An 18,141-nucleotide genomic window follows, 5' to 3' on the forward strand; every position below is an offset into this window, starting at 1 on the left:
GACAAATGTTTCAAATATATTTCGACAACGTAATATTAGTAATCTAAAACCATTTTCTATACTATTGACATTAATTATTGTAAGATAAAGCTATTGAACAAAATGGACTACAAGAAGGTGAAATCGTGTTATATAAAAATGACAATTTGTTTCCAATACTAGAACAACACGCCGATTTAAAAAAGAGGCTTTTTAGTGGAAACTTTGGACTTGAAAAAGAAAATGTGCGAGTAGATGAAAACGGAAATTTATCACTTACACCACACCCCGCAATTTTTGGGCTAAAAGAGGAAAATCCCTATATTAAAACCGATTTTTCTGAGAGCCAAATTGAAATGATTACACCCGTGAGTGACTCTGTAGATGCGGTCTATACATCCTTAGAAAATCTTCAAAACATCGTATCAGATAGAGTTCGCGATGAATATCTATGGCCAAGTAGTAACCCACCAATCCTTCCAGCAGAACAAGATATCCCAATAGCAGTTTACCAAGATCCGAATTCAGCGAGCAGACTCTATCGTGAGCATCTAGCCCGTGAATACGGCAAAAAAGTTCAACTCCTCTCTGGCATTCACTATAATTTCTCGTTCTCTGACGATTTTTTAGAACGATTACACATAAGTATGGGTGGCGAAAAAACATTACAAGATTTCAAAAATCAGATTTACCTTAAAGTCGCTAAATATTTTATGCAAAATCGTTGGTTCCTACTTTACTTAACGGGGGCAAGCCCAGTCTACCTACCAAATTTTCTGAATAAAACTCCCGACAATGAAGTTTCACGTGAAACATCTGACCTTGCGCTTCAAAATGGCATTTCCTTGCGCAATAGTCACGCCGGGTATAAAAATAAATGCTCTCTTCATGTCGATTATGATAGCTTTGATGGCTATATCGCAAGCATCGAATCATGGATTGAGCAAGGTAAGATTGACAGTATGCGTGAACTTTACAATCCAATTCGGCTAAAGAATTCGAATACTGATCAATCGCTGGCAGGCCTTGCTGAAGCTGGCGTCGAATACATCGAAATTCGATCTTTGGATTTAAATCCATTTGACCCGAATGGCATCACCAAAGAAATGTTGCATTTTACTCACCTATTACTAGTAAGCGGCCTGTTAACCGAGAGTACTGCATTTAATCAAACGCAGCAAGAACAGTCTGACATAAATGAAGAACGAATCGCAAGTAATGGTTTAAGCAAGCCAGACATATATGTGAACGGATCAGAAATCCCCTTCGATCAAGCAGTTGAAAAACTTCTAACCGAAATGGAATATGTCGCAAAACTAGCTGATACAGTCGATTATTCGAGTATCATCGAAGTACAACGCGACATAAGCAAAAATCCTGAGAAAACAATCGCATCACAAATCGTAACGACAAGCGATTCATTCGTGTCCTTCAACCTTGAAAAAGCTAAAACCTATCTAGAACAAAGTATGCAGAACGCTTACAAACTAATAGGCTATGAAGATATGGAACTCTCAACCCAAATCGTTTTAAAATCAGCGGTAACAAAAGGTTTATCCATTGAACTCCTAGATCGTGAAGAAAATTTCATTCGTCTCGAAAAAGGTGGTCAAGTCGAATATATCAAACAAGCGACTAAAACCGCGCGCGATAGCTATATCAGTGCACTCATAATGGAAAATAAGGTGGTCACAAAACAAATTTTAGCAGAGCATAACATCGAAGTCCCACATGGTCAGAATTTTTCAAATATAAGTGATGCACGCGACAGCTTCGAATTATTCGCTGACAAGCCAATCGTTGTGAAGCCAAAATCAACTAATTTTGGTATCGGAATAAGTATTTTCAAAGACGGATTCACTCAAAAAAACTATGAAGAAGCTCTAAAAATTGCTTTTAGCTATGATTCATCTGTTATCATCGAGACCTATATACCTGGTGACGAATATCGTTTCCTAGTAATTGATGGCAAAATTGCTGGTATCCTAAAACGCGTTCCAGCTAACATCACTGGTGACGGCATTCGTACTATTTCCGAACTCATCGACGAAAAAAACTTAGATCCATTGCGTGGCACCGATCATCTAAAACCTTTAGAAATAATCCAAAAAGGCCCAGAAGAAACACTCATGCTCTCCATGCAAGGATTTAGCATGTCCGATGTCCCGGAAAACGGCCAAATCGTATATCTACGCGAAAACTCGAATATCAGTACTGGCGGTGATAGCATTGATGTGACAAATTTAATTCACCCCTACTACCAAGAGTTAGCGATTGAATGCGCTAAAGCTGTTGATGCTAATTTATGCGGTGTCGATATCATTGTTTCACGTGAAACAATCCCTAACGGCCCCTATGCTGTGATTGAGCTCAATTTCAACCCGGCAATCCAGATTCATTCTTTCCCCTACCAAGGAGAAAATAGACGAATTGGTGATATCATTTTAGATTTTCTTTTTAAAGATCAATTATAATACATGAACACCCCACATTCCTCTAAATGTGGGGTGTTTTTTCCACTTGTCGCAACTGGTTTTTATAAAGGTTATACTTCACAAATAACAATTCTGCAACAACATATAAACTCGCTGTTGCTTCAAAAGAATGTGTACTTTGATTATCAAAATGAATCTCCGTTGTTGAGATATAAATATTTTCCACACTCAACCTCGCAAGCGTACTATTCTTCATTTTTGAAATCGAAATCACCGGTACACCCATTAATTTCAGCTCCATCGCTGTTGAAACAATCGATTTGGACTCACCGTTAAGCGATATTAATATAACCAAATCATCCGGTTTCACAATTTTAAAAAATTCCTTATTAATTGTAATCGAATCAACATCATATAAACAATCACCACCATGCAGAAAAAGCCGTTTTAAATGCTTTGCCACTGCCATCTGAAAATCTCCTGACCCAAAAACAAAAACCCGATTTGCCCCATAGATTAGTCGACAAATCGGCTGGAAATCCTTCTTCGTTACTTCATGAATCACATCTACATAACCATCACTAATAACCTCTGTCACCTCATCCGCCATGTTTACGCTATATTCTAAATCCCATTTCAAATGCACCTTTAACTCACTATACCCTTCCAAAGAAATCTTTTTAGCGAAACGAAGAATAGTCGTTCGAGAAACGTTGCATAGTTTAGCCATCTCATTGATGCTCATACTACTACAATCTTTTTTGTGCGCCTGAATATACTTCCAAATGTGCAGGTCATTTTGATTTAACAGTTCATAATTTTTATTGACAAGTTCCTCTAATTTCATTGCGCTCATTCCTCACTTCATCTTTATGTCAGCGTTTTCATATATATTGTATCATTAAAAACTTACACGCGCGACAAGGTTGTGAAATGTCACAGCTTTTGTGAAAGGTTCCTGTTCTTGTAATTAGGAGATAAAACACCTGCAGGGATTGTAATGTGCACAACTAGTGGCTAGAATAAAGCACATAGACGTCTTAAAAGTAAAAAAGGAGGTTTTCAAAAGATATGATGAAAAAGATTCAACGTTTTGGTGGCGCAATGCTAGCTCCAGCCCTTCTATTTTCTTTTGCAGGTATTGTGGTTGGTTTCTCAATCTTATTTATGAATCCTGATATTATGGGAGGACTTGCGAATCCAAACGGTCTCTGGTTTAAAATTTGGAATGTCATCGCCGAGGGGGCTTGGGCAGTATTTAGACAAATTCCACTACTATTCGTTATCGGCTTACCGATTGGTCTTGCAAAATCGCAAAGTGGCCGCGCGTGTTTAGAGGCTCTAGTTACTTATGTCACTTTTAACTATTTCCTATCTGCCATCTTGACCACATGGAGCTCATTTTTCGGTGTAGATATGACACAAGAAGTTGGTGGCACAAGTGGTCTTGCTAACATTGCAGGCATCAAAACACTTGATACCGGTATGGTGGGTGCACTGATTATTTCTGGAATCGTTGTTTTTCTACACAATCGTTATTTCGATACAGAATTGCCTGAGGTATTGGGGGTTTTCCGTGGCACATCTTTTATCGTTATTTTAGGATTCCTAGTTATGTTACCGGTTGCATTCCTATTCGCTTTCATCTGGCCACATTTCCAGTCAGTGATGCTCGACATGCAAAAATTCTTTATCTCATCTGGCGTATTTGGCGTTTGGATTTACTCCTTCTTGGAAAAAATCCTGATTCCGACCGGCTTGCACCACTTCATTTATTCTCCGTTTGCCTACGATAACGCAGTCGTTCCAGGCGGTATGGCTGCTTACTGGGCAACACACTTAGGAGAATTCCAAACAACTGAACAAACGCTAAAAGAAATGTACCCTGCTGGCGGTTTCGCGCTATCTGGTATGTCAAAAGTATTCGGTTCTATCGGAATTACACTCGCCTTCTACAAAACTGCAAGACCTGAAAAACGTAAAGCTGTACTTGGACTAATGATTCCAGTTGCAGCAACGGCCGTTTTCGCAGGGATTACCGAACCGCTAGAGTTTACATTCCTATTTTTTGCACCAATTTTGTTCGTTATTCATGCTCTACTCGCTGCAACAATTTCAACAGTAGCCTATGCATTTGGCGTAGTTGGTGATTTTGGTGGTGGCCTCATTAACTGGTTTGCAATCAACTGGTTGCCACTTTGGAAGTACCATTGGCCGACCTATCTCACACAAATCGTTATTGGAATCGTATTCGTTTTCATTTGGTACTTCATTTTTAGTTTCCTTATCAAGAAAATGGATCTAAAAACGCCTGGTAGAGAGGCCGATAGCGATGAAATGAAACTTTATAGCAAATCCGATTACAAAGAGAAAAAGTCCGGAAAAGGTAATGCTAACGCGGATAAAGCGGCAAGTTTCCTGACCTATCTTGGAGGAAAAGATAACATTGTTGACGTCACAAACTGCGCGACAAGATTAAGGCTAACTGTAACAGACCCTGAACTCGTCGCCTCTGATGCCTTATTCAGACAAGTTGGCGCACAAGGACTCGTAAAAAATGGCGGCGCAATCCAAATCATCGTCGGTCTATCCGTCCCATCTTTACGTGATGAATTTGAAAAACTATTATAAGAAGAGGAGTTTTTAAAAATGAAAAAAAGTTCTGTATTAATCGCTGGTGGAGGAAGTACTTATACTGCCGGAATCGTTGTAATGCTATTAGAATCGGTCAAGGAATTCCCAGTACGTAAAATCAAATTGTATGATAATGATGAAGAACGCCAACGTAAAGTAGCTGAAGCCTGCGCTATTATTGTGAACGAATATGATTCAGAAATTGAGTTTTCCTACTCTACAGATCCAGAAGAATCCTTCACAGATGTAGATTTTGTGATGGCACAACTACGCGTTGGAAAATATGCCATGCGCGAACAGGATGAAAAAATCCCATTCAAACACGGCGTTGTAGGACAAGAAACCTGTGGACCAGGAGGAATCGCATACGGCTTACGCTCCATTGGCCCGATTATCGATTTAGTAGACTACATGGAAAAATACTCCCCTGACGCTTGGCTTTTAAACTACTCAAATCCTGCCGCCATTGTTGCAGAAGGAACACGTCGCTTGAGACCAAATTCAAAAATCATCAACATTTGCGACATGCCTATCTGCTTGGAGGATATCATGGCTCGCGCAATCGGCTTGCAAAACCGCAAAGCCATGGAAGTTCGCTACTTTGGCTTGAATCATTTTGGCTGGTGGACAAGCATTAAAGATCACGAGGGCAATGACCTCATGGAGAAAATCAAAGCGCACGTCAGCAAACAAGGTTACACAGAAAATACGCCTGCTGGTCAACATAAAGAAGCAAGCTGGCTAGACGCTATGCGCGCAGGGAAAGAATTACTTGAGATTGAACCGCAGTTTCTTTCCAACACGTACTTGAAATATTATTTAATGGCCGATGAGACGGTTGCTCACGCCAATAAAGAATACACGAGGGCAAATGAAATCATCGACGGTCGTGAAAAAGAAGTTTTTGCTGAATGCGCTCGAATTGTCGAAGCAAAAACAGCCAAAGGTACCACACTTCATTCAAACGAACACGCGTCATTCATCGTCGACTTGGCTAAAGCGCTCACTTTTAACACCAAAGAAAGAATGTTACTAATCACAGAAAACAACGGTGCCATAAGCAATTTCAGTGATGATGCAATGGTTGAAGTACCATGTATCGTAGGAAAAGACGGGTATGAGCCACTAACAATGGGTAAAATCCCAACGTTCCAAAAAGGCTTAATGGAACAGCAAATTGCCTCTGAAAAACTAGCAATTGAAGGCTGGATTGAAGGCTCCTATCAAAAAGTTTGGCAATCCTTAACAATGAGTAAAACCGTTCCGAGCGCAAAGGTAGCCAAAGACATTCTAGACGACTTTATTGAAGTAAACAAAGAATTCTGGCCTGAACTAAAATAAAAAACGTCCCATCGGCGTATTTTGCATCACCAAAATACGCCGATAAATGGATGTGAAAGGATGTGCCGTCATGAAAACCATCGTTTTATCCAAATTCCAAACCTTGAGAAGTCAAATAACTTCAACAAAAATTTTACACGTGACAGAAATCTTATTTATTATTTTCCCGTTGCTATTCCTAGGTTTATTAGGACTTATCTCTTGGCATAGCGGTGCTGACATCATGGAACCAGTTCGTCTAAATCCTGTTTATTCGTTGTATTTCATCTTATTTTTAAGCTTCTTTTTCTGCGCATTTATCGTCAAATATATGAAGAAATCAGTAGCTATAAAAAAGAACAAAGACATCCTAAAAATTACTGCTCTAGCCTTGATATTAACGCAATTGTTCTCAATGAATCTAATTTGCGGTTGGCTATTGCTCTGGTTTGTAAAAAAAGAATACGGTATGGACGTTTTCCGAATTAGCTGGCAAGACCTAAAAAAAGCACCACAAAAATGGATACTCCTATTTAGCGGTTACACCCTGCTTGTCTCATTTTTCGTATGTGTCATCCGATTTAGCTTATAAACTACATAGGAAGAAGGAATTATAATGTTTTCATTCAAAAAAAAGAAACAAAAAACAACGGTCTTATTGTCTCCTGTAACTGGGAAATGCATTTCACTAGAAGAGGTTCCCGATGAGGTTTTCTCCACTAAAATGATGGGAGATGGCATCGCATTTGACTTAGAGGAAGGCACAATTTTTGCGCCAGCTGATGGAAAAATAACCTTCATCGCCGAAACAAAACACGCGATTGGTATGACCCTCGTTTCAGGGTTGGAAATTTTGATTCACGTAGGGCTTGATACGGTTAAACTGGATGGAAAAGGATTCAATGTATTTGTTGAAATTGGCCAAGAAATGAAGGCTGGGGCAGAGCTACTGGAAGTCGATATTCCCTTAATGGTAGCGCATCATTTACAACTAATCACACCATTAATTGTGATGTCAAGCAACGCTGTAACACCAATAGCTCTTGAACAAAAAGTGACAGGTGGTAAAACGGCTGTTTTAACTTTATAACTTAACAAGAATGGAGATTTTCTCTGTGAATCAAGAAAGAGAACGAAGACTTTTCAGTTGGCTTTATGTATGCATGTATATGGCCTTTTCCTTTGGTTTAACACAATTTACACCGTTTTTATCAAAGATTGGCTATGATGAGATGGAACGAGGTATTTTATTATCTTCCTATGCCTTAATAACTATTTTTTTACAGATGTTTATTGGTTTTTTCGCGGACAAATACCAGACGATTAAGCGGTTCATTATCGTACTGATGATTATCTATTTGCTCACCACATGTCTATTCTACTTGACCGAATCGAAGCTGTTTTTCCTGCATTTACTCCTGTTAGCAATAAGTGGCGGCCTCATTAACACCTGCACTGGGCTGAGCGACACATGGATTTTAAAAAGCAGCCCCTACTTACGAAATAATTTCCCATTTATAAAAGCATTTGGCTCCATCGGCTGGGCTTGCGGCAGTATTTTACTATCGTTTTTAATTGCAAAAGCAGGCTATACGGGCTTGAGTTTTGGAATTTTTATATTATCAATGTTTAGTTTAGTACTAATTTCTTTCCTGACTGACGTTGGTAAATCTGCACAACATAGTACAAAAGTGACGCTGGCTGATTTTAGGGAAGTTATTTTCAATAAGGATTACCGTTTGTTGGTTTTTATCTTATTTTTACTTTATAGCGTAGTCATTGCGAATAATATTACGGTCGTTGATAAGATGCTTCAACTAGGCGCATCAGATTTACAAATTGGTTATAAATGGTCGATTCAATCATTACTTGAGATACCATCCTATTTATTCGGAGCGGCTTTCTTGCGCAAATATAGTAATTTCACCTTGTTAATGATCTGTGCGGTAACACTGACGACGCAGTTTATCGGTTTTTCACTAACGGAGAATGTCTGGGTTATTATTGGGCTAAGCGGATTGCAATTTCTCACAACGCCGATTATTATGATTGCATCAAAACAACTGATTTTCCATATGACCACAGAACGAATGCAATCTACGAGCCAATTATTCGCGCTAAGTATTTTCACGGGCCTATCTTCCCTCCTCATTCCAATTGTAGCCGGCTCGCTTATAAAGTACTTAAATGTAAATCTGACATTACTATTATTAGCAGCATTACCAATCATCGCATTCGGATGCATCAGCTTCCTAAAAAAACGAGTCATGATACACATATAAAAAAATCGCCTAACCAGACTCTGGCAAAGCGATTTTTTTCACTATACAATATAACAAAGGCGAGTATCGGAACTGAGCGTCTGTCAGCCCACCGAAAGATTAAACGTTGAATAGGAAATGAACTACATCTCCATCTTTCATTACATATTCCTTACCTTCTGAACGCAATCTCCCAGCTACTTTTGCAGCTTGCTCGGAGCCGTGTTCTAGTAAATCATCATATGAAACCACCTCAGCACGGATAAATCCACGTTCGAAATCGGTGTGAATTACGCCGGCACATGCTGGAGCTTTCATACCATTGCGGAATGTCCAAGCACGGACTTCTTGAACACCTGCCGTAAAGTAAGTAGACAAGCCAAGTAACGTATACGCTGCACGAATCAATTGATCCAAACCAGACTCTTCAATCCCTAGTGCTTCTAAAAATTCAGCTTTATCTTCCTCGTCAAGCTCAGCAATCTCTTCCTCTGCACGCGCACAGATAACAATAACCTCTGAACCCTCACCAGCAGCTAATTCACGTACTTGTTGCACGTACTTATTATTATCCGGGTCGCCAACTTCATCCTCTGAAACATTGGCGACATACAATACCGGTTTACGAGTCAATAAAAACAAGCCACGAACGATTTTGTCCTCGTCATCATTAAACTCTATTGAACGTGCCGGTTTGTCATTCTCCAAAGCCTCTTTCAATTTCAAAAGAACATTGTATTCCGCAAGCGCATCCTTATCTTTTTGCTTCGTCGCTAGCTTTTCAACACGACCGATACGTTTATCAACCGTCTCTAAATCAGCCAAAATAAGTTCCAAATTGATCACTGCAATATCATCTAGCGGGTCAATACGGCCCTCAACATGCGTAATGTTCTCATCTTCAAAACAACGCGTCACGTGACAAATCGCGTCCACTTGGCGAATGTGAGATAAGAATTGATTTCCAAGTCCCTCACCTTTACTCGCGCCCTTCACAATCCCTGCAATATCCGTAAATTCGAATGTTGTCGGTACCGTTTTCTTTGGTTTCACAAGCTCTGTCAACTTGTTCAGACGCGAATCAGGAACTTCAACAACTCCCATATTAGGTTCAATCGTTGCGAAAGGATAGTTTGCCGCTTCCACTTTTGATTTTGTAATTGCGTTAAAAAGTGTCGATTTCCCAACGTTCGGAAGACCTACAATACCAGCTGTTAATGCCATTTAAATGAACTCCTTTGATCGAAAAGCTGTCTCGCTTTCCTCATAATATATTCCACTCATGTCTCCATTATAAAGGTTTTTCTAACAAAAAGACACAAGAATTTACCACACCTCATCTAAACCGTGTTCCCAATATCATTCAGCTTATTAATCTCCACATTCATGCTCGCCAACATATCAACCGACAATTCATCCATCACTTGCACCAACCGCTTCACAACTGTCTTATAACTTTCCAACTCCTTGCGAAAACCCGCCAAATCCCCGACCAAAAGTTCATGCTCCATCGTACCCAAATATTTATTACTATAATTAAACGTCGACACAATCAATTTTACTTTCTCCAAATCATCCGGAAAATAAATACTCATCAACTCAATCTCATGAATATACTTTTCCGTCTCATTCCGATTTTCAATCAACCGCGCCCGTATTTTTTCACTCTCCAATAACTGCCCAATATCCTTAATAAAACGCAGAATTTCCTCATTTTTATAAATCGCCGTATTGAGTAATCCATAAGTCTTCTCGATTTTCTGAAAAAGCAACTCCTTATACAAAAATTCCGCTTGAATCTGCCGCTCCTTCCGCGCATTCAAATCAATCTCATCCCGTAACGTCTTATTCTGGTTTTTTGCCTCACTAAAAGCCAACATTACTGCACCAATAATCCCAAAAAATGTCCCAATAAAATTATACATCCCATCAATCGTCAGCTCATTATCAATGCTCCCCGTCAAAACCGGCACAAAAATAAACAGCAAACCAACAACCATAATCACCAACATCAAAAAATGCTCCCTGATAAACCGCATCATATCGCTTACCTCCCTCTGCATTCCTTATTTTATTCCCCAGAAAAGTCTAATTCTAACTTTTAAAACATTATAAAAAATCGTATGCAACCCATCCCATCTTCCGAATGTAGTTTCATACGATTCCTTATTACTGTCTTAACTTCTCTATCATACGTTCATAATAATCTAAAGGGTTCACCTTGTTCACGCTTATATTGTGGCTGTAACTCATTTCATTTCGAACAGTCACAACAAAATTATTTCAAATCAGCAATATGTTTCTCTAAGTCAACACCAGTTCCTTTTGCCACACGTTCAGCAAACACCGGCTCTACTTGATAGAAATTACGCAAGTTACGAATTTTGATATCCTCGCGAACACCTTCCCAATCGCCAACAATATTATTCACCAGCGCATCACGTTCACCATCAGAATAACGATTCCATACTTCACGCGCATGTCCAAAATTATTCGGTTTTTGCTGCTCAATGCGACCAACTTTCCCAGCCATCAATTCTTGCTCATCCTCCACATAGCGCGGTGTTTCTTTTGGCGTTGTATCATAACTATTTGGCTCGTAGTTAATCGAACTCATCTGTTGTTTAAACGGCATTGCACCATCACGTTGATTATTATTCACATCCACTTTCGGACTATTAATCGGCAATTGCAAGTAGTTCGGTCCAACACGATGACGCTGCGTATCCGAATACGAGAACAGACGCCCTTGTAACATACGATCCTCAGACGGCAAAATTCCAGGTACAAGTACACCAGGATTAAAGCCAACCGATTCCGTTTCCGCAAAAATGTTCTCAGGATTGCGATTCAACACCATTGTGCCAACAAGCTCATACGGGAAAACATCCTCAAACCAATCTTTCGTCGCATCAAGTGGATTAAAATCATAGTTATCGATATCAGCAGGATCAAGCACTTGAATATAAAGATCCCACTCAGGGAAGTCACCATTCTCAATCGCTTCATGGAAATCACGAGTAGCATGGCTAAACTCTTTCGCTTGAATTTGCGACGCTTGGTCCGTAGAAAGATTAACGATACCTGCTTTTGGCACCCAACGCATTTTAATATAGACCGTTTTGCCCTCCTCATTCGTCCATTTAAAAGCATGAACACTCGAACCACGAATTTGGCGGTAAGAAGCCGGGATACCCTCATCACTAAACAAATATGTAATCATCGTCGTAGCCTCAGGAGTCAAGCTGAAGAAATCCCAATAACGGTTAGCATCTTGCATATTCGTACTTGGATCCGGCTTCAAAGAATGAATAACATCCGGGAACTTAATCGCATCACGAATAAAGAATACAGGCAAATTATTACCTACAAAATCATAATTTCCTTCTTCTGTATAAAATTTAACCGCAAAACCACGAGGATCACGCAATGTCTCCGGCGAATGCAAACCATGAATTACCGTTGAAAAACGAACAAAAACCTCTGTTTCTTTCCCTACTTCTTGTAAAAATGCTGCTTTCGTGTACTTCTTCATGCTGTTTTTAACTGTAAAAACACCATGCGCACCGATTCCACGAGCATGCACCACACGTTCCGGAACACGTTCACGATCAAAATGAGCTAGCTTCTCAATCAACACATAATCTTCTAATAATGTAGGACCACGATGTCCCGCCGTCATCGAATTCTGGTTATCCCCGATTGGAACACCTTGGTTTGTTGTTAGTTTTTTACTCATTTCATCCAACCTCCGTTTTTTATAATTATTATAAAGTAATACTAACTCCATTCTACAAAACATACACTCGGAAAACAACTATTAGCCCTCGTTGCTTCCGATTAGTAATCTGTTTCTGAATTCTAAAAATATCATTGGAGCACTTTCCTATCTAGTCTATCACTAGTTTCTCATGCTAAAATAGAGCATCTGTTTTATAAATAGCGCTTTTATCCTTGTTTGTTCACACTTTTTTCTTTTTTTATCAACATATCTGTCACCACAGAATGCAGTGACAACATGATATCATTATTGGAGTTGCAATTTGGCCAAAATGCATCAGTACAATAAAAAGGAGAGAAAAAAATGAAAACAACAACAAAACTTGGTTTATCCGTTTTAACAGCAGCAGCAATTCTCATTGCGCCAACATCATTATCTTTTGGAGAAAATAGTTCCAATACTATCGCACAAGCCGCAGAAGTTAAAACAGTTACTGTCACAACTTTTACAGAACTAAAAAAAGCGCTAGAAACATCTCCAACAGACATCATTTCCATTGCTGCAGACATAACAGCAACGAGTGATATCGCGATTACAGGACAGCACAATCCACTAATTCTAGGTAATAACCACAAACTAGATATGGGCAAATACGTCATTAATGCAAAACAGTTTGGCGTTATCGCACTTGAAGATCTATCCATTGAATCAACTGGTTCATATGGTATCTATCGCACTGATACAACCGGCCAACTAGCCCTTCACAATGTGACATTTACAGGTAAACAAGTGGCTTATGCTCCAAAAGGTTCCGTAACTTTTCATGGCAATGTGAAAGTCACAACAACATCCACACTCGAAATCGCAAAAGTAAATACAATTGTATTCGATGAAAATGTTCATTTTACAGCGACAACAACCGCGGATGCCTTCCTAATGGCACAAGCAAATCCAAAAGTTTATGTCAGTAAAAATGCTAACATAAATATCATATCTCAAAAAAAGGTGTTCAACATGACAGGCGCAACACCATTATTCTCTACAGAAGCAGGCTCTAAACTCACAACAAAATCTGTTGACGTTGCACTATACATGAATGGAAAACCAACTTTTGGCGCTAATTCAAGCACAGAATTTAATCAAGATGCAACTGGCACAGCAGGGCTAATCTATGCCTCTACTGGTCTAAATGCTGAAAAAGATGCTAACTTTGTCCTAAACGGTAGCACTAAATCCACACAACTAATTAAAACAAGCAAATCCGTAATTGATTTTAATGATGTAGCAAATGTAGACTTAAAATCGAATAATGTAAAAGGAAACATTTTCAACGTAAGCTCTGGTAGTCTCGTACAATTCAATACGCCACAAACATTGACACTAGGCTCAAAAACTACCGACACCATTTTTACAGCAACGAATCTACGCGCATTTTTGTCAGGATCTGGAACAAATCTTTCTGTATATGGATACATGGGCGATAGCTCAATCCTCAATTACGATTTCAAAACAATGGGTTCCTTCAAATTAACAAAATAAGGATGTTCTTGCACTTGATATGAATTCATGCTATTCTATAAGTAATTCATATTCTCGTTCCCGATAAGGGGAGTAGCAGTAATATTAGAGTCGTCAATACGGGGCAACCCCGGCTCTATTAGCAATGAAATCATTGTTTGCGAGACCTTACGTTTCTTACGTAAGGTCTTTTTTGCGTACTTTTTTGGGTAACGAAGTCTATGAAAATCGCACAAAAGGAGATGGCTTTCAATGGCTTTATTCGATTTTTTGAAAGATATGGCATCAGATAAAGTAACAGATTTACTTGGCGGTGCTGGTGATGTGGTTGATCAAGTAACTGGAGGGGCAACAGATTTGACAGAGCAAGCACAAAACTTAACAGAACAACTTAATCCCGAGGAAATCACTAGCCAAATCAGCGAACAAGCTGGTGGTATGATTGACCAAGTAACAGATAATGCAAATATCACGGAATCCCTCGGTGATGTTGGAAATATTGTGGATGGAATTAAAGATTTATTTGGTGGTAAGTAACAAAAAAAGCGTTGAGTGAGTGGCTTTATACCGCTCATTCAACGCTTTTCATCTGTCATCCCATTATTCAGCCTTCTCCAAAATCCGCTTCACTTTCTTCGTAAACTCGCGTCTTGGAATCATCACGCTATGCCCACAACCTTCGCACTTAATCCGAATGTCCATGCCAAGTCGTATAATGCGCCAACGATTGGTGCCACAAGGATGTTGCTTCTTCATCTCAACAATATCATTTAAATTAAAATTCTGCTCCATTTACTTAATCCTCATCAAACTGAACATCTAAAATCTCTAAAATGCGCCCCAAATCATCCTCGGATAAAAATTCAATTTCAATTTTACCCTTGTTATCACGACGCTTAATAGAAACTGCTGTTCCAAATTTATCACGCAATTGCGATTCACTTTCTTTGATAAAAACTGGAATTTTTTCTTGTTTTTTTGGTGTTTCACGTGAAACATTCCCATTCAAATCCCCTACTAATTTCTCCAACTGGCGAACCGTCAAGCCGTCTGCTACTGTCTTTTTAGCGATTGGTTTGATATTTTTCTTGTCCTTTAAGCCTAGTAAGGCACGGGCATGACCCATTGATAAGGAATCATCTCGGAGCATCACTTGAACTTCTGCTGGCAAGGAAAGCAAGCGTACCATATTCGCAATGTAAGGACGGCTTTTACCTAAACGATCTGCTAATTTTGCCTGTGTCAGCTCTAAGTTCTTCATTAATAAATCATAGGACTCCGCTTCCTCAAGTACTGATAAGTCTTCCCGCTGTAGGTTTTCTAACACTGCTAATTCCATCATTTCTCGATCATTTAATGACCTGACAACTGCTGGTATTGCCTCTAAACCTGCTTCCTTAGCAGCTCGAAAACGGCGCTCACCTACAACAAGTTCATAGCCTTTTGGTTCCGATTTACGCAAGATAACCGGTTGTAAAATACCATGAAGCTTGATAGAATCGCTCAATTCGCGAAGTGCTGTAGGATCAAATGTTTTGCGTGGTTGATATGGATTCGGGCGGATTTCGCTAATAGAAATGCTTTGCACAGCTTCCTCATTCTGATCGACATTGTTGAACAATGCGCTAATTCCTTTTCCTAATCCTTTAGCCATGAGCAATCACTTCCTTTGCAAGATCTACATACACTTCCGATCCGCGAGATTTATCATCGTACAATATAATCGGTTTCCCATGACTCGGCGCTTCACTAAGGCGAATATTACGCGGAATAATTGTTTCAAAAACTTTATTTTGGAAGTATTTCTTTACCTCATCAATGACTTGAATACCCAGATTAGTTCTAGCATCAAGCATTGTTAGTAATACCCCTTCAATTTGTAAGTCCTCATTCAGATGTTTTTGGACAATCCGAATCGTATTTAATAACTGGCTCAAACCCTCTAATGCGTAGTACTCGCACTGAACTGGTATTAAAACCGTATCAGATGCAGTGAGGGCGTTTAGCGTAAGCAACCCTAAGGATGGCGGACAATCTATAATCACATAATCATACTCATCACGAACAGAATCAATCGCTTTTTTCAGACGAATTTCACGTGATATAGCGGGAACGAGCTCAACTTCTGCACCAGCAAGTTGAATCGTAGCAGGAACCACATTTAGCGTTTCCATCTCTGTTGGTTTAATAACGTCTTTCAAGGCAACGTCATCCACAAGCACATCGTAGACACAATGCTCTATTTCGCCTTTATTAATGCCAACCCCACTTGACGCATTCCCTTGAGGATCGATGTCCACAAGCAGTACTTTTTTACCTAGATACGCAAGACTAGAACTTAGGTTAACAGATGTCGTCGTCTTACCTACGCCACCCTTTTGATTTGCTAGTGCAATCACTTTGCTCAATCTATTTCACCAACCCTCACATATTGTTTATAACACCGAACGCGAAAAAACTTTATTTTAGATGATTCACCACCAAACCTCATCGTATAGACAAAATCAAGCACAAAAACAGAGGTTTAATGACGAAAATCAATATTTGTCGGCGCGTTGCTTCTCATAGTCTATTCTATCAAAAATTTAAGGTTTAGTCCTACTTTATGCGAAAATAAATTTGATGATAGGCAAAAGCCGTGCCTGAATTTTATCGACACGGCTTGTTTTTATGCTTTTTTGCGAATAAATAATGATATTACCAAACCAATAATCGCCATCACAAGGCCAAACGTAAATGCGCTACGTGAGCCTTCAACAAGTGATGCCGCTAAGTCTTGCGGACCTGGATTCGCTACGGTTGCCATGTACGCTTTTTGACCAGCCGACATAATCGTGATTGCAACTGCTGTTCCAATTGCACCTGAAACTTGTTGTAACGTGTTCATAATTGCTGTTCCATCTGGATACATTTTTGGTGGTAGTTGATTTAGGCCATTTGTTTGTGCTGGCATCATAATCATACACACGCCAACCATTAGTGCACTGTGCAATATGATAATTGTAATGGCTGTTGTTTCTAATGTAATTTGCGTTAAGAACCACAAAGTTACGACAGACACGATAAATCCTGGAACAACCAATACACGTGCACCAAAAGCATCAAACAAACGTCCTGTAACAGGTGATAACAAGCCGTTTATGACTCCACCTGGCAAAAGTACCAAACCGGCTGAAAATGCCGCTAAAGCTAGTCCTGTTTGCAAATAGAGCGGTAATAAAATCATTGTTGACAGGATAATCATAAATGCGATGAATACGATTAATAATCCAAGCGTAAACATCGGAAACTTGAAAACACGCAAGTCCATCATTGGCTCATCCATCGTCAGCTGACGCCAAGAAAATATAGCTAAACTGATAACTCCAATAACCATCGTGGTAATAACTAATGCACTACCCCAACCACTCTCGCCGGCACTACTAAAGCCATATACAATTCCCCCGAAACCAAGCGTTGATAAGATAATCGAAAAAATATCAATTCGCGGTTTCGTAACCTCAGACACATTTTTCATATAACGTAGTCCAAACAGTAACGAAAACACTAGGAACGGTAAAGCAATCCAGAAAATCCAATTCCACGTTAAATTTTCAATAATTAGTCCTGAAATCGTTGGTCCAACTGCTGGTGCAAACATTATAACAAGTCCAATAAGTCCCATCGCTGATCCCCGTTTATGCTCTGGAAAAATAACCAAAATCGTATTGAACATTAACGGTAGTAAAAGTCCCGTCCCAATCGCTTGGATAACACGCGCGACCATTAAAACACCAAAATCTGGTGCCAATGCAGCAATCAGTGTCCCTACTATCGAAAAACCAACAGATGCAAAAAACAATTTTCGCGTGGTAAACCATTGTAATAAAAGTCCTGAAACTGGTACTAAAATACCCAACGTTAGCAAATACCCCGTTGTTAACCATTGAATTGTTGCTGAACTTACATCAAAAACACGAATTAAATCCGTAAGTGCCATATTTAAAGCTGTTTCACTGAACAAGCCTATAAATCCTGCAATTAGAAAAGCTGTGACAATCGGTATCGTCTTAAATTCCTGCTTTTCTTGTGCTGTTACTGTTCTACTCAAAAAAAACTCCCCCTCTTCACCTTCATTTGCGTGAAGCCTCCATTCTAAAGGTTTTTATTCATAAAGTCAAGAAAATGAGAACGTACGTTTCTTTTATAGATTTACGTATCTGCTTATTTTATTAGTACATGCATTTTTGGTTAATTATTCTAAATTTGTAATTCTCTGCAGATTAGCGTCTAA

The 18,141-nt window shown here is 39.3% G+C and carries 16 protein-coding genes; 8 read left to right on the plus strand and 8 right to left on the minus strand.

The window, feature by feature from the left end; all coding sequences use genetic code 11:
- Positions 1–125 precede the first annotated feature (125 nt).
- Positions 126–2,453 carry a bifunctional glutamate--cysteine ligase GshA/glutathione synthetase GshB gene (gene gshAB / locus R8925_RS05685; RefSeq protein WP_430534942.1) on the plus strand — a complete coding sequence of 776 codons (2,328 nt, stop codon included), beginning with the start codon at positions 126–128 and terminating at the stop codon, positions 2,451–2,453.
- A gap of 22 nt (positions 2,454–2,475) precedes the next feature.
- On the opposite strand, the gene R8925_RS05690 is transcribed toward gshAB, so the two are convergent.
- On the minus strand, positions 2,476–3,261 hold the full coding sequence (locus R8925_RS05690) for a MurR/RpiR family transcriptional regulator (RefSeq protein WP_430534943.1): 786 nt from the start codon (positions 3,259–3,261) through the stop codon (positions 2,476–2,478).
- 224 nt (positions 3,262–3,485) lie between these two features.
- Here R8925_RS05690 and R8925_RS05695 point away from each other — a divergent pair, with 224 nt between their 5' ends.
- The 5 genes from R8925_RS05695 to R8925_RS05715 all read left to right on the plus strand — a co-directional run bounded on the left by R8925_RS05695 (position 3,486) and on the right by R8925_RS05715 (position 8,650).
- Complete coding sequence (locus R8925_RS05695) at positions 3,486–5,045, plus strand: alpha-glucoside-specific PTS transporter subunit IIBC (RefSeq protein ID WP_430534944.1); 1,560 nt, start codon at positions 3,486–3,488, stop codon at positions 5,043–5,045.
- Positions 5,046–5,063: 18 nt separating this feature from the next.
- Entirely contained in the window at positions 5,064–6,389 is a 1,326-nt protein-coding gene (locus R8925_RS05700; RefSeq protein ID WP_430534945.1) for a 6-phospho-alpha-glucosidase, read from the plus strand.
- Between the two features lie 70 nt (positions 6,390–6,459).
- A complete protein-coding gene (locus tag R8925_RS05705; RefSeq protein WP_430534946.1) occupies positions 6,460–6,960 on the plus strand; it encodes a hypothetical protein in 501 nt (166 codons plus the stop codon).
- 24 nt (positions 6,961–6,984) lie between these two features.
- Positions 6,985–7,458 (plus strand): PTS sugar transporter subunit IIA, encoded by a 474-nt coding sequence (locus R8925_RS05710; RefSeq protein ID WP_430534947.1) that lies wholly within the window; start codon positions 6,985–6,987, stop codon positions 7,456–7,458.
- Between the two features lie 25 nt (positions 7,459–7,483).
- The gene (locus tag R8925_RS05715) at positions 7,484–8,650 is read left to right on the plus strand and encodes an MFS transporter (protein ID WP_430534948.1); all 1,167 of its coding nucleotides are present in this window, start codon (positions 7,484–7,486) and stop codon (positions 8,648–8,650) included.
- A gap of 99 nt (positions 8,651–8,749) precedes the next feature.
- On the opposite strand, the gene ychF is transcribed toward R8925_RS05715, so the two are convergent.
- The 3 genes from ychF to R8925_RS05730 form a co-directional block, all read right to left on the minus strand.
- On the minus strand, positions 8,750–9,853 hold the full coding sequence (gene ychF / locus R8925_RS05720) for a redox-regulated ATPase YchF (RefSeq protein ID WP_430534949.1): 1,104 nt from the start codon (positions 9,851–9,853) through the stop codon (positions 8,750–8,752).
- A 116-nt stretch (positions 9,854–9,969) separates the two neighbouring features.
- Positions 9,970–10,671, minus strand: a complete 702-nt coding sequence (locus R8925_RS05725) for a hypothetical protein (RefSeq protein WP_430534950.1) — start codon at positions 10,669–10,671, stop codon at positions 9,970–9,972.
- A 236-nt stretch (positions 10,672–10,907) separates the two neighbouring features.
- Positions 10,908–12,368, minus strand: a complete 1,461-nt coding sequence (locus R8925_RS05730; RefSeq protein WP_430534951.1) for a catalase — start codon at positions 12,366–12,368, stop codon at positions 10,908–10,910.
- 345 nt (positions 12,369–12,713) lie between these two features.
- Between R8925_RS05730 and R8925_RS05735 the strand changes: the two genes are divergently transcribed.
- Both R8925_RS05735 and R8925_RS05740 read left to right on the plus strand, forming a co-directional pair.
- Positions 12,714–13,889, plus strand: a complete 1,176-nt coding sequence (locus tag R8925_RS05735; protein ID WP_430534952.1) for a pectate lyase-like adhesive domain-containing protein — start codon at positions 12,714–12,716, stop codon at positions 13,887–13,889.
- A 231-nt stretch (positions 13,890–14,120) separates the two neighbouring features.
- Positions 14,121–14,405, plus strand: coding sequence for a hypothetical protein (locus tag R8925_RS05740; protein WP_430534953.1), 285 nt, complete (start codon positions 14,121–14,123; stop codon positions 14,403–14,405).
- 63 nt (positions 14,406–14,468) lie between these two features.
- Here the strand turns inward: R8925_RS05740 and R8925_RS05745 are convergent, their stop codons facing one another.
- From R8925_RS05745 to R8925_RS05760, 4 genes are all read right to left on the minus strand, one after another.
- Positions 14,469–14,660, minus strand: coding sequence for a DUF951 domain-containing protein (locus R8925_RS05745; RefSeq protein WP_036071274.1), 192 nt, complete (start codon positions 14,658–14,660; stop codon positions 14,469–14,471).
- 4 nt (positions 14,661–14,664) lie between these two features.
- Positions 14,665–15,522 carry a ParB/RepB/Spo0J family partition protein gene (locus tag R8925_RS05750; RefSeq protein WP_430534954.1) on the minus strand — a complete coding sequence of 286 codons (858 nt, stop codon included), beginning with the start codon at positions 15,520–15,522 and terminating at the stop codon, positions 14,665–14,667.
- Complete coding sequence (locus tag R8925_RS05755; protein WP_185343095.1) at positions 15,515–16,276, minus strand: ParA family protein; 762 nt, start codon at positions 16,274–16,276, stop codon at positions 15,515–15,517. The genes R8925_RS05750 and R8925_RS05755 overlap by 8 nt, the downstream gene beginning before the upstream one ends.
- Before the next feature lie 260 nt (positions 16,277–16,536).
- Positions 16,537–17,958: a DHA2 family efflux MFS transporter permease subunit gene (locus tag R8925_RS05760; RefSeq protein WP_430534955.1), complete on the minus strand. Its 1,422-nt coding sequence runs from the start codon at positions 17,956–17,958 to the stop codon at positions 16,537–16,539.
- Between the last annotated feature and the right edge of the window lie 183 nt (positions 17,959–18,141).

This window comes from Listeria rocourtiae subsp. hofi (genome assembly GCF_963575615.1).
Classification (GTDB): Bacteria; Bacillota; Bacilli; order Lactobacillales; family Listeriaceae; genus Listeria_A; species Listeria_A hofi.

Excerpts from the sequence above, each read along its gene's own strand:
- R8925_RS05690 (WP_430534943.1), bottom strand. The coding sequence starts at position 3,261 with ATGAAATTAGAGGAACTTGTCAATAAAAATTATGAACTGTTAAATCAA.
- R8925_RS05695 (WP_430534944.1), top strand. The coding sequence starts at position 3,486 with ATGATGAAAAAGATTCAACGTTTTGGTGGCGCAATGCTAGCTCCAGCC.
- R8925_RS05700 (WP_430534945.1), top strand. The coding sequence starts at position 5,064 with ATGAAAAAAAGTTCTGTATTAATCGCTGGTGGAGGAAGTACTTATACT.
- R8925_RS05705 (WP_430534946.1), top strand. The coding sequence starts at position 6,460 with ATGAAAACCATCGTTTTATCCAAATTCCAAACCTTGAGAAGTCAAATA.
- R8925_RS05710 (WP_430534947.1), top strand. The coding sequence starts at position 6,985 with ATGTTTTCATTCAAAAAAAAGAAACAAAAAACAACGGTCTTATTGTCT.
- ychF (WP_430534949.1), bottom strand. The coding sequence starts at position 9,853 with ATGGCATTAACAGCTGGTATTGTAGGTCTTCCGAACGTTGGGAAATCG.
- R8925_RS05725 (WP_430534950.1), bottom strand. The coding sequence starts at position 10,671 with ATGATGCGGTTTATCAGGGAGCATTTTTTGATGTTGGTGATTATGGTT.
- R8925_RS05730 (WP_430534951.1), bottom strand. The coding sequence starts at position 12,368 with ATGAGTAAAAAACTAACAACAAACCAAGGTGTTCCAATCGGGGATAAC.
- R8925_RS05735 (WP_430534952.1), top strand. The coding sequence starts at position 12,714 with ATGAAAACAACAACAAAACTTGGTTTATCCGTTTTAACAGCAGCAGCA.
- R8925_RS05740 (WP_430534953.1), top strand. The coding sequence starts at position 14,121 with ATGGCTTTATTCGATTTTTTGAAAGATATGGCATCAGATAAAGTAACA.
- R8925_RS05745 (WP_036071274.1), bottom strand. The coding sequence starts at position 14,660 with ATGGAGCAGAATTTTAATTTAAATGATATTGTTGAGATGAAGAAGCAA.
- R8925_RS05750 (WP_430534954.1), bottom strand. The coding sequence starts at position 15,522 with ATGGCTAAAGGATTAGGAAAAGGAATTAGCGCATTGTTCAACAATGTC.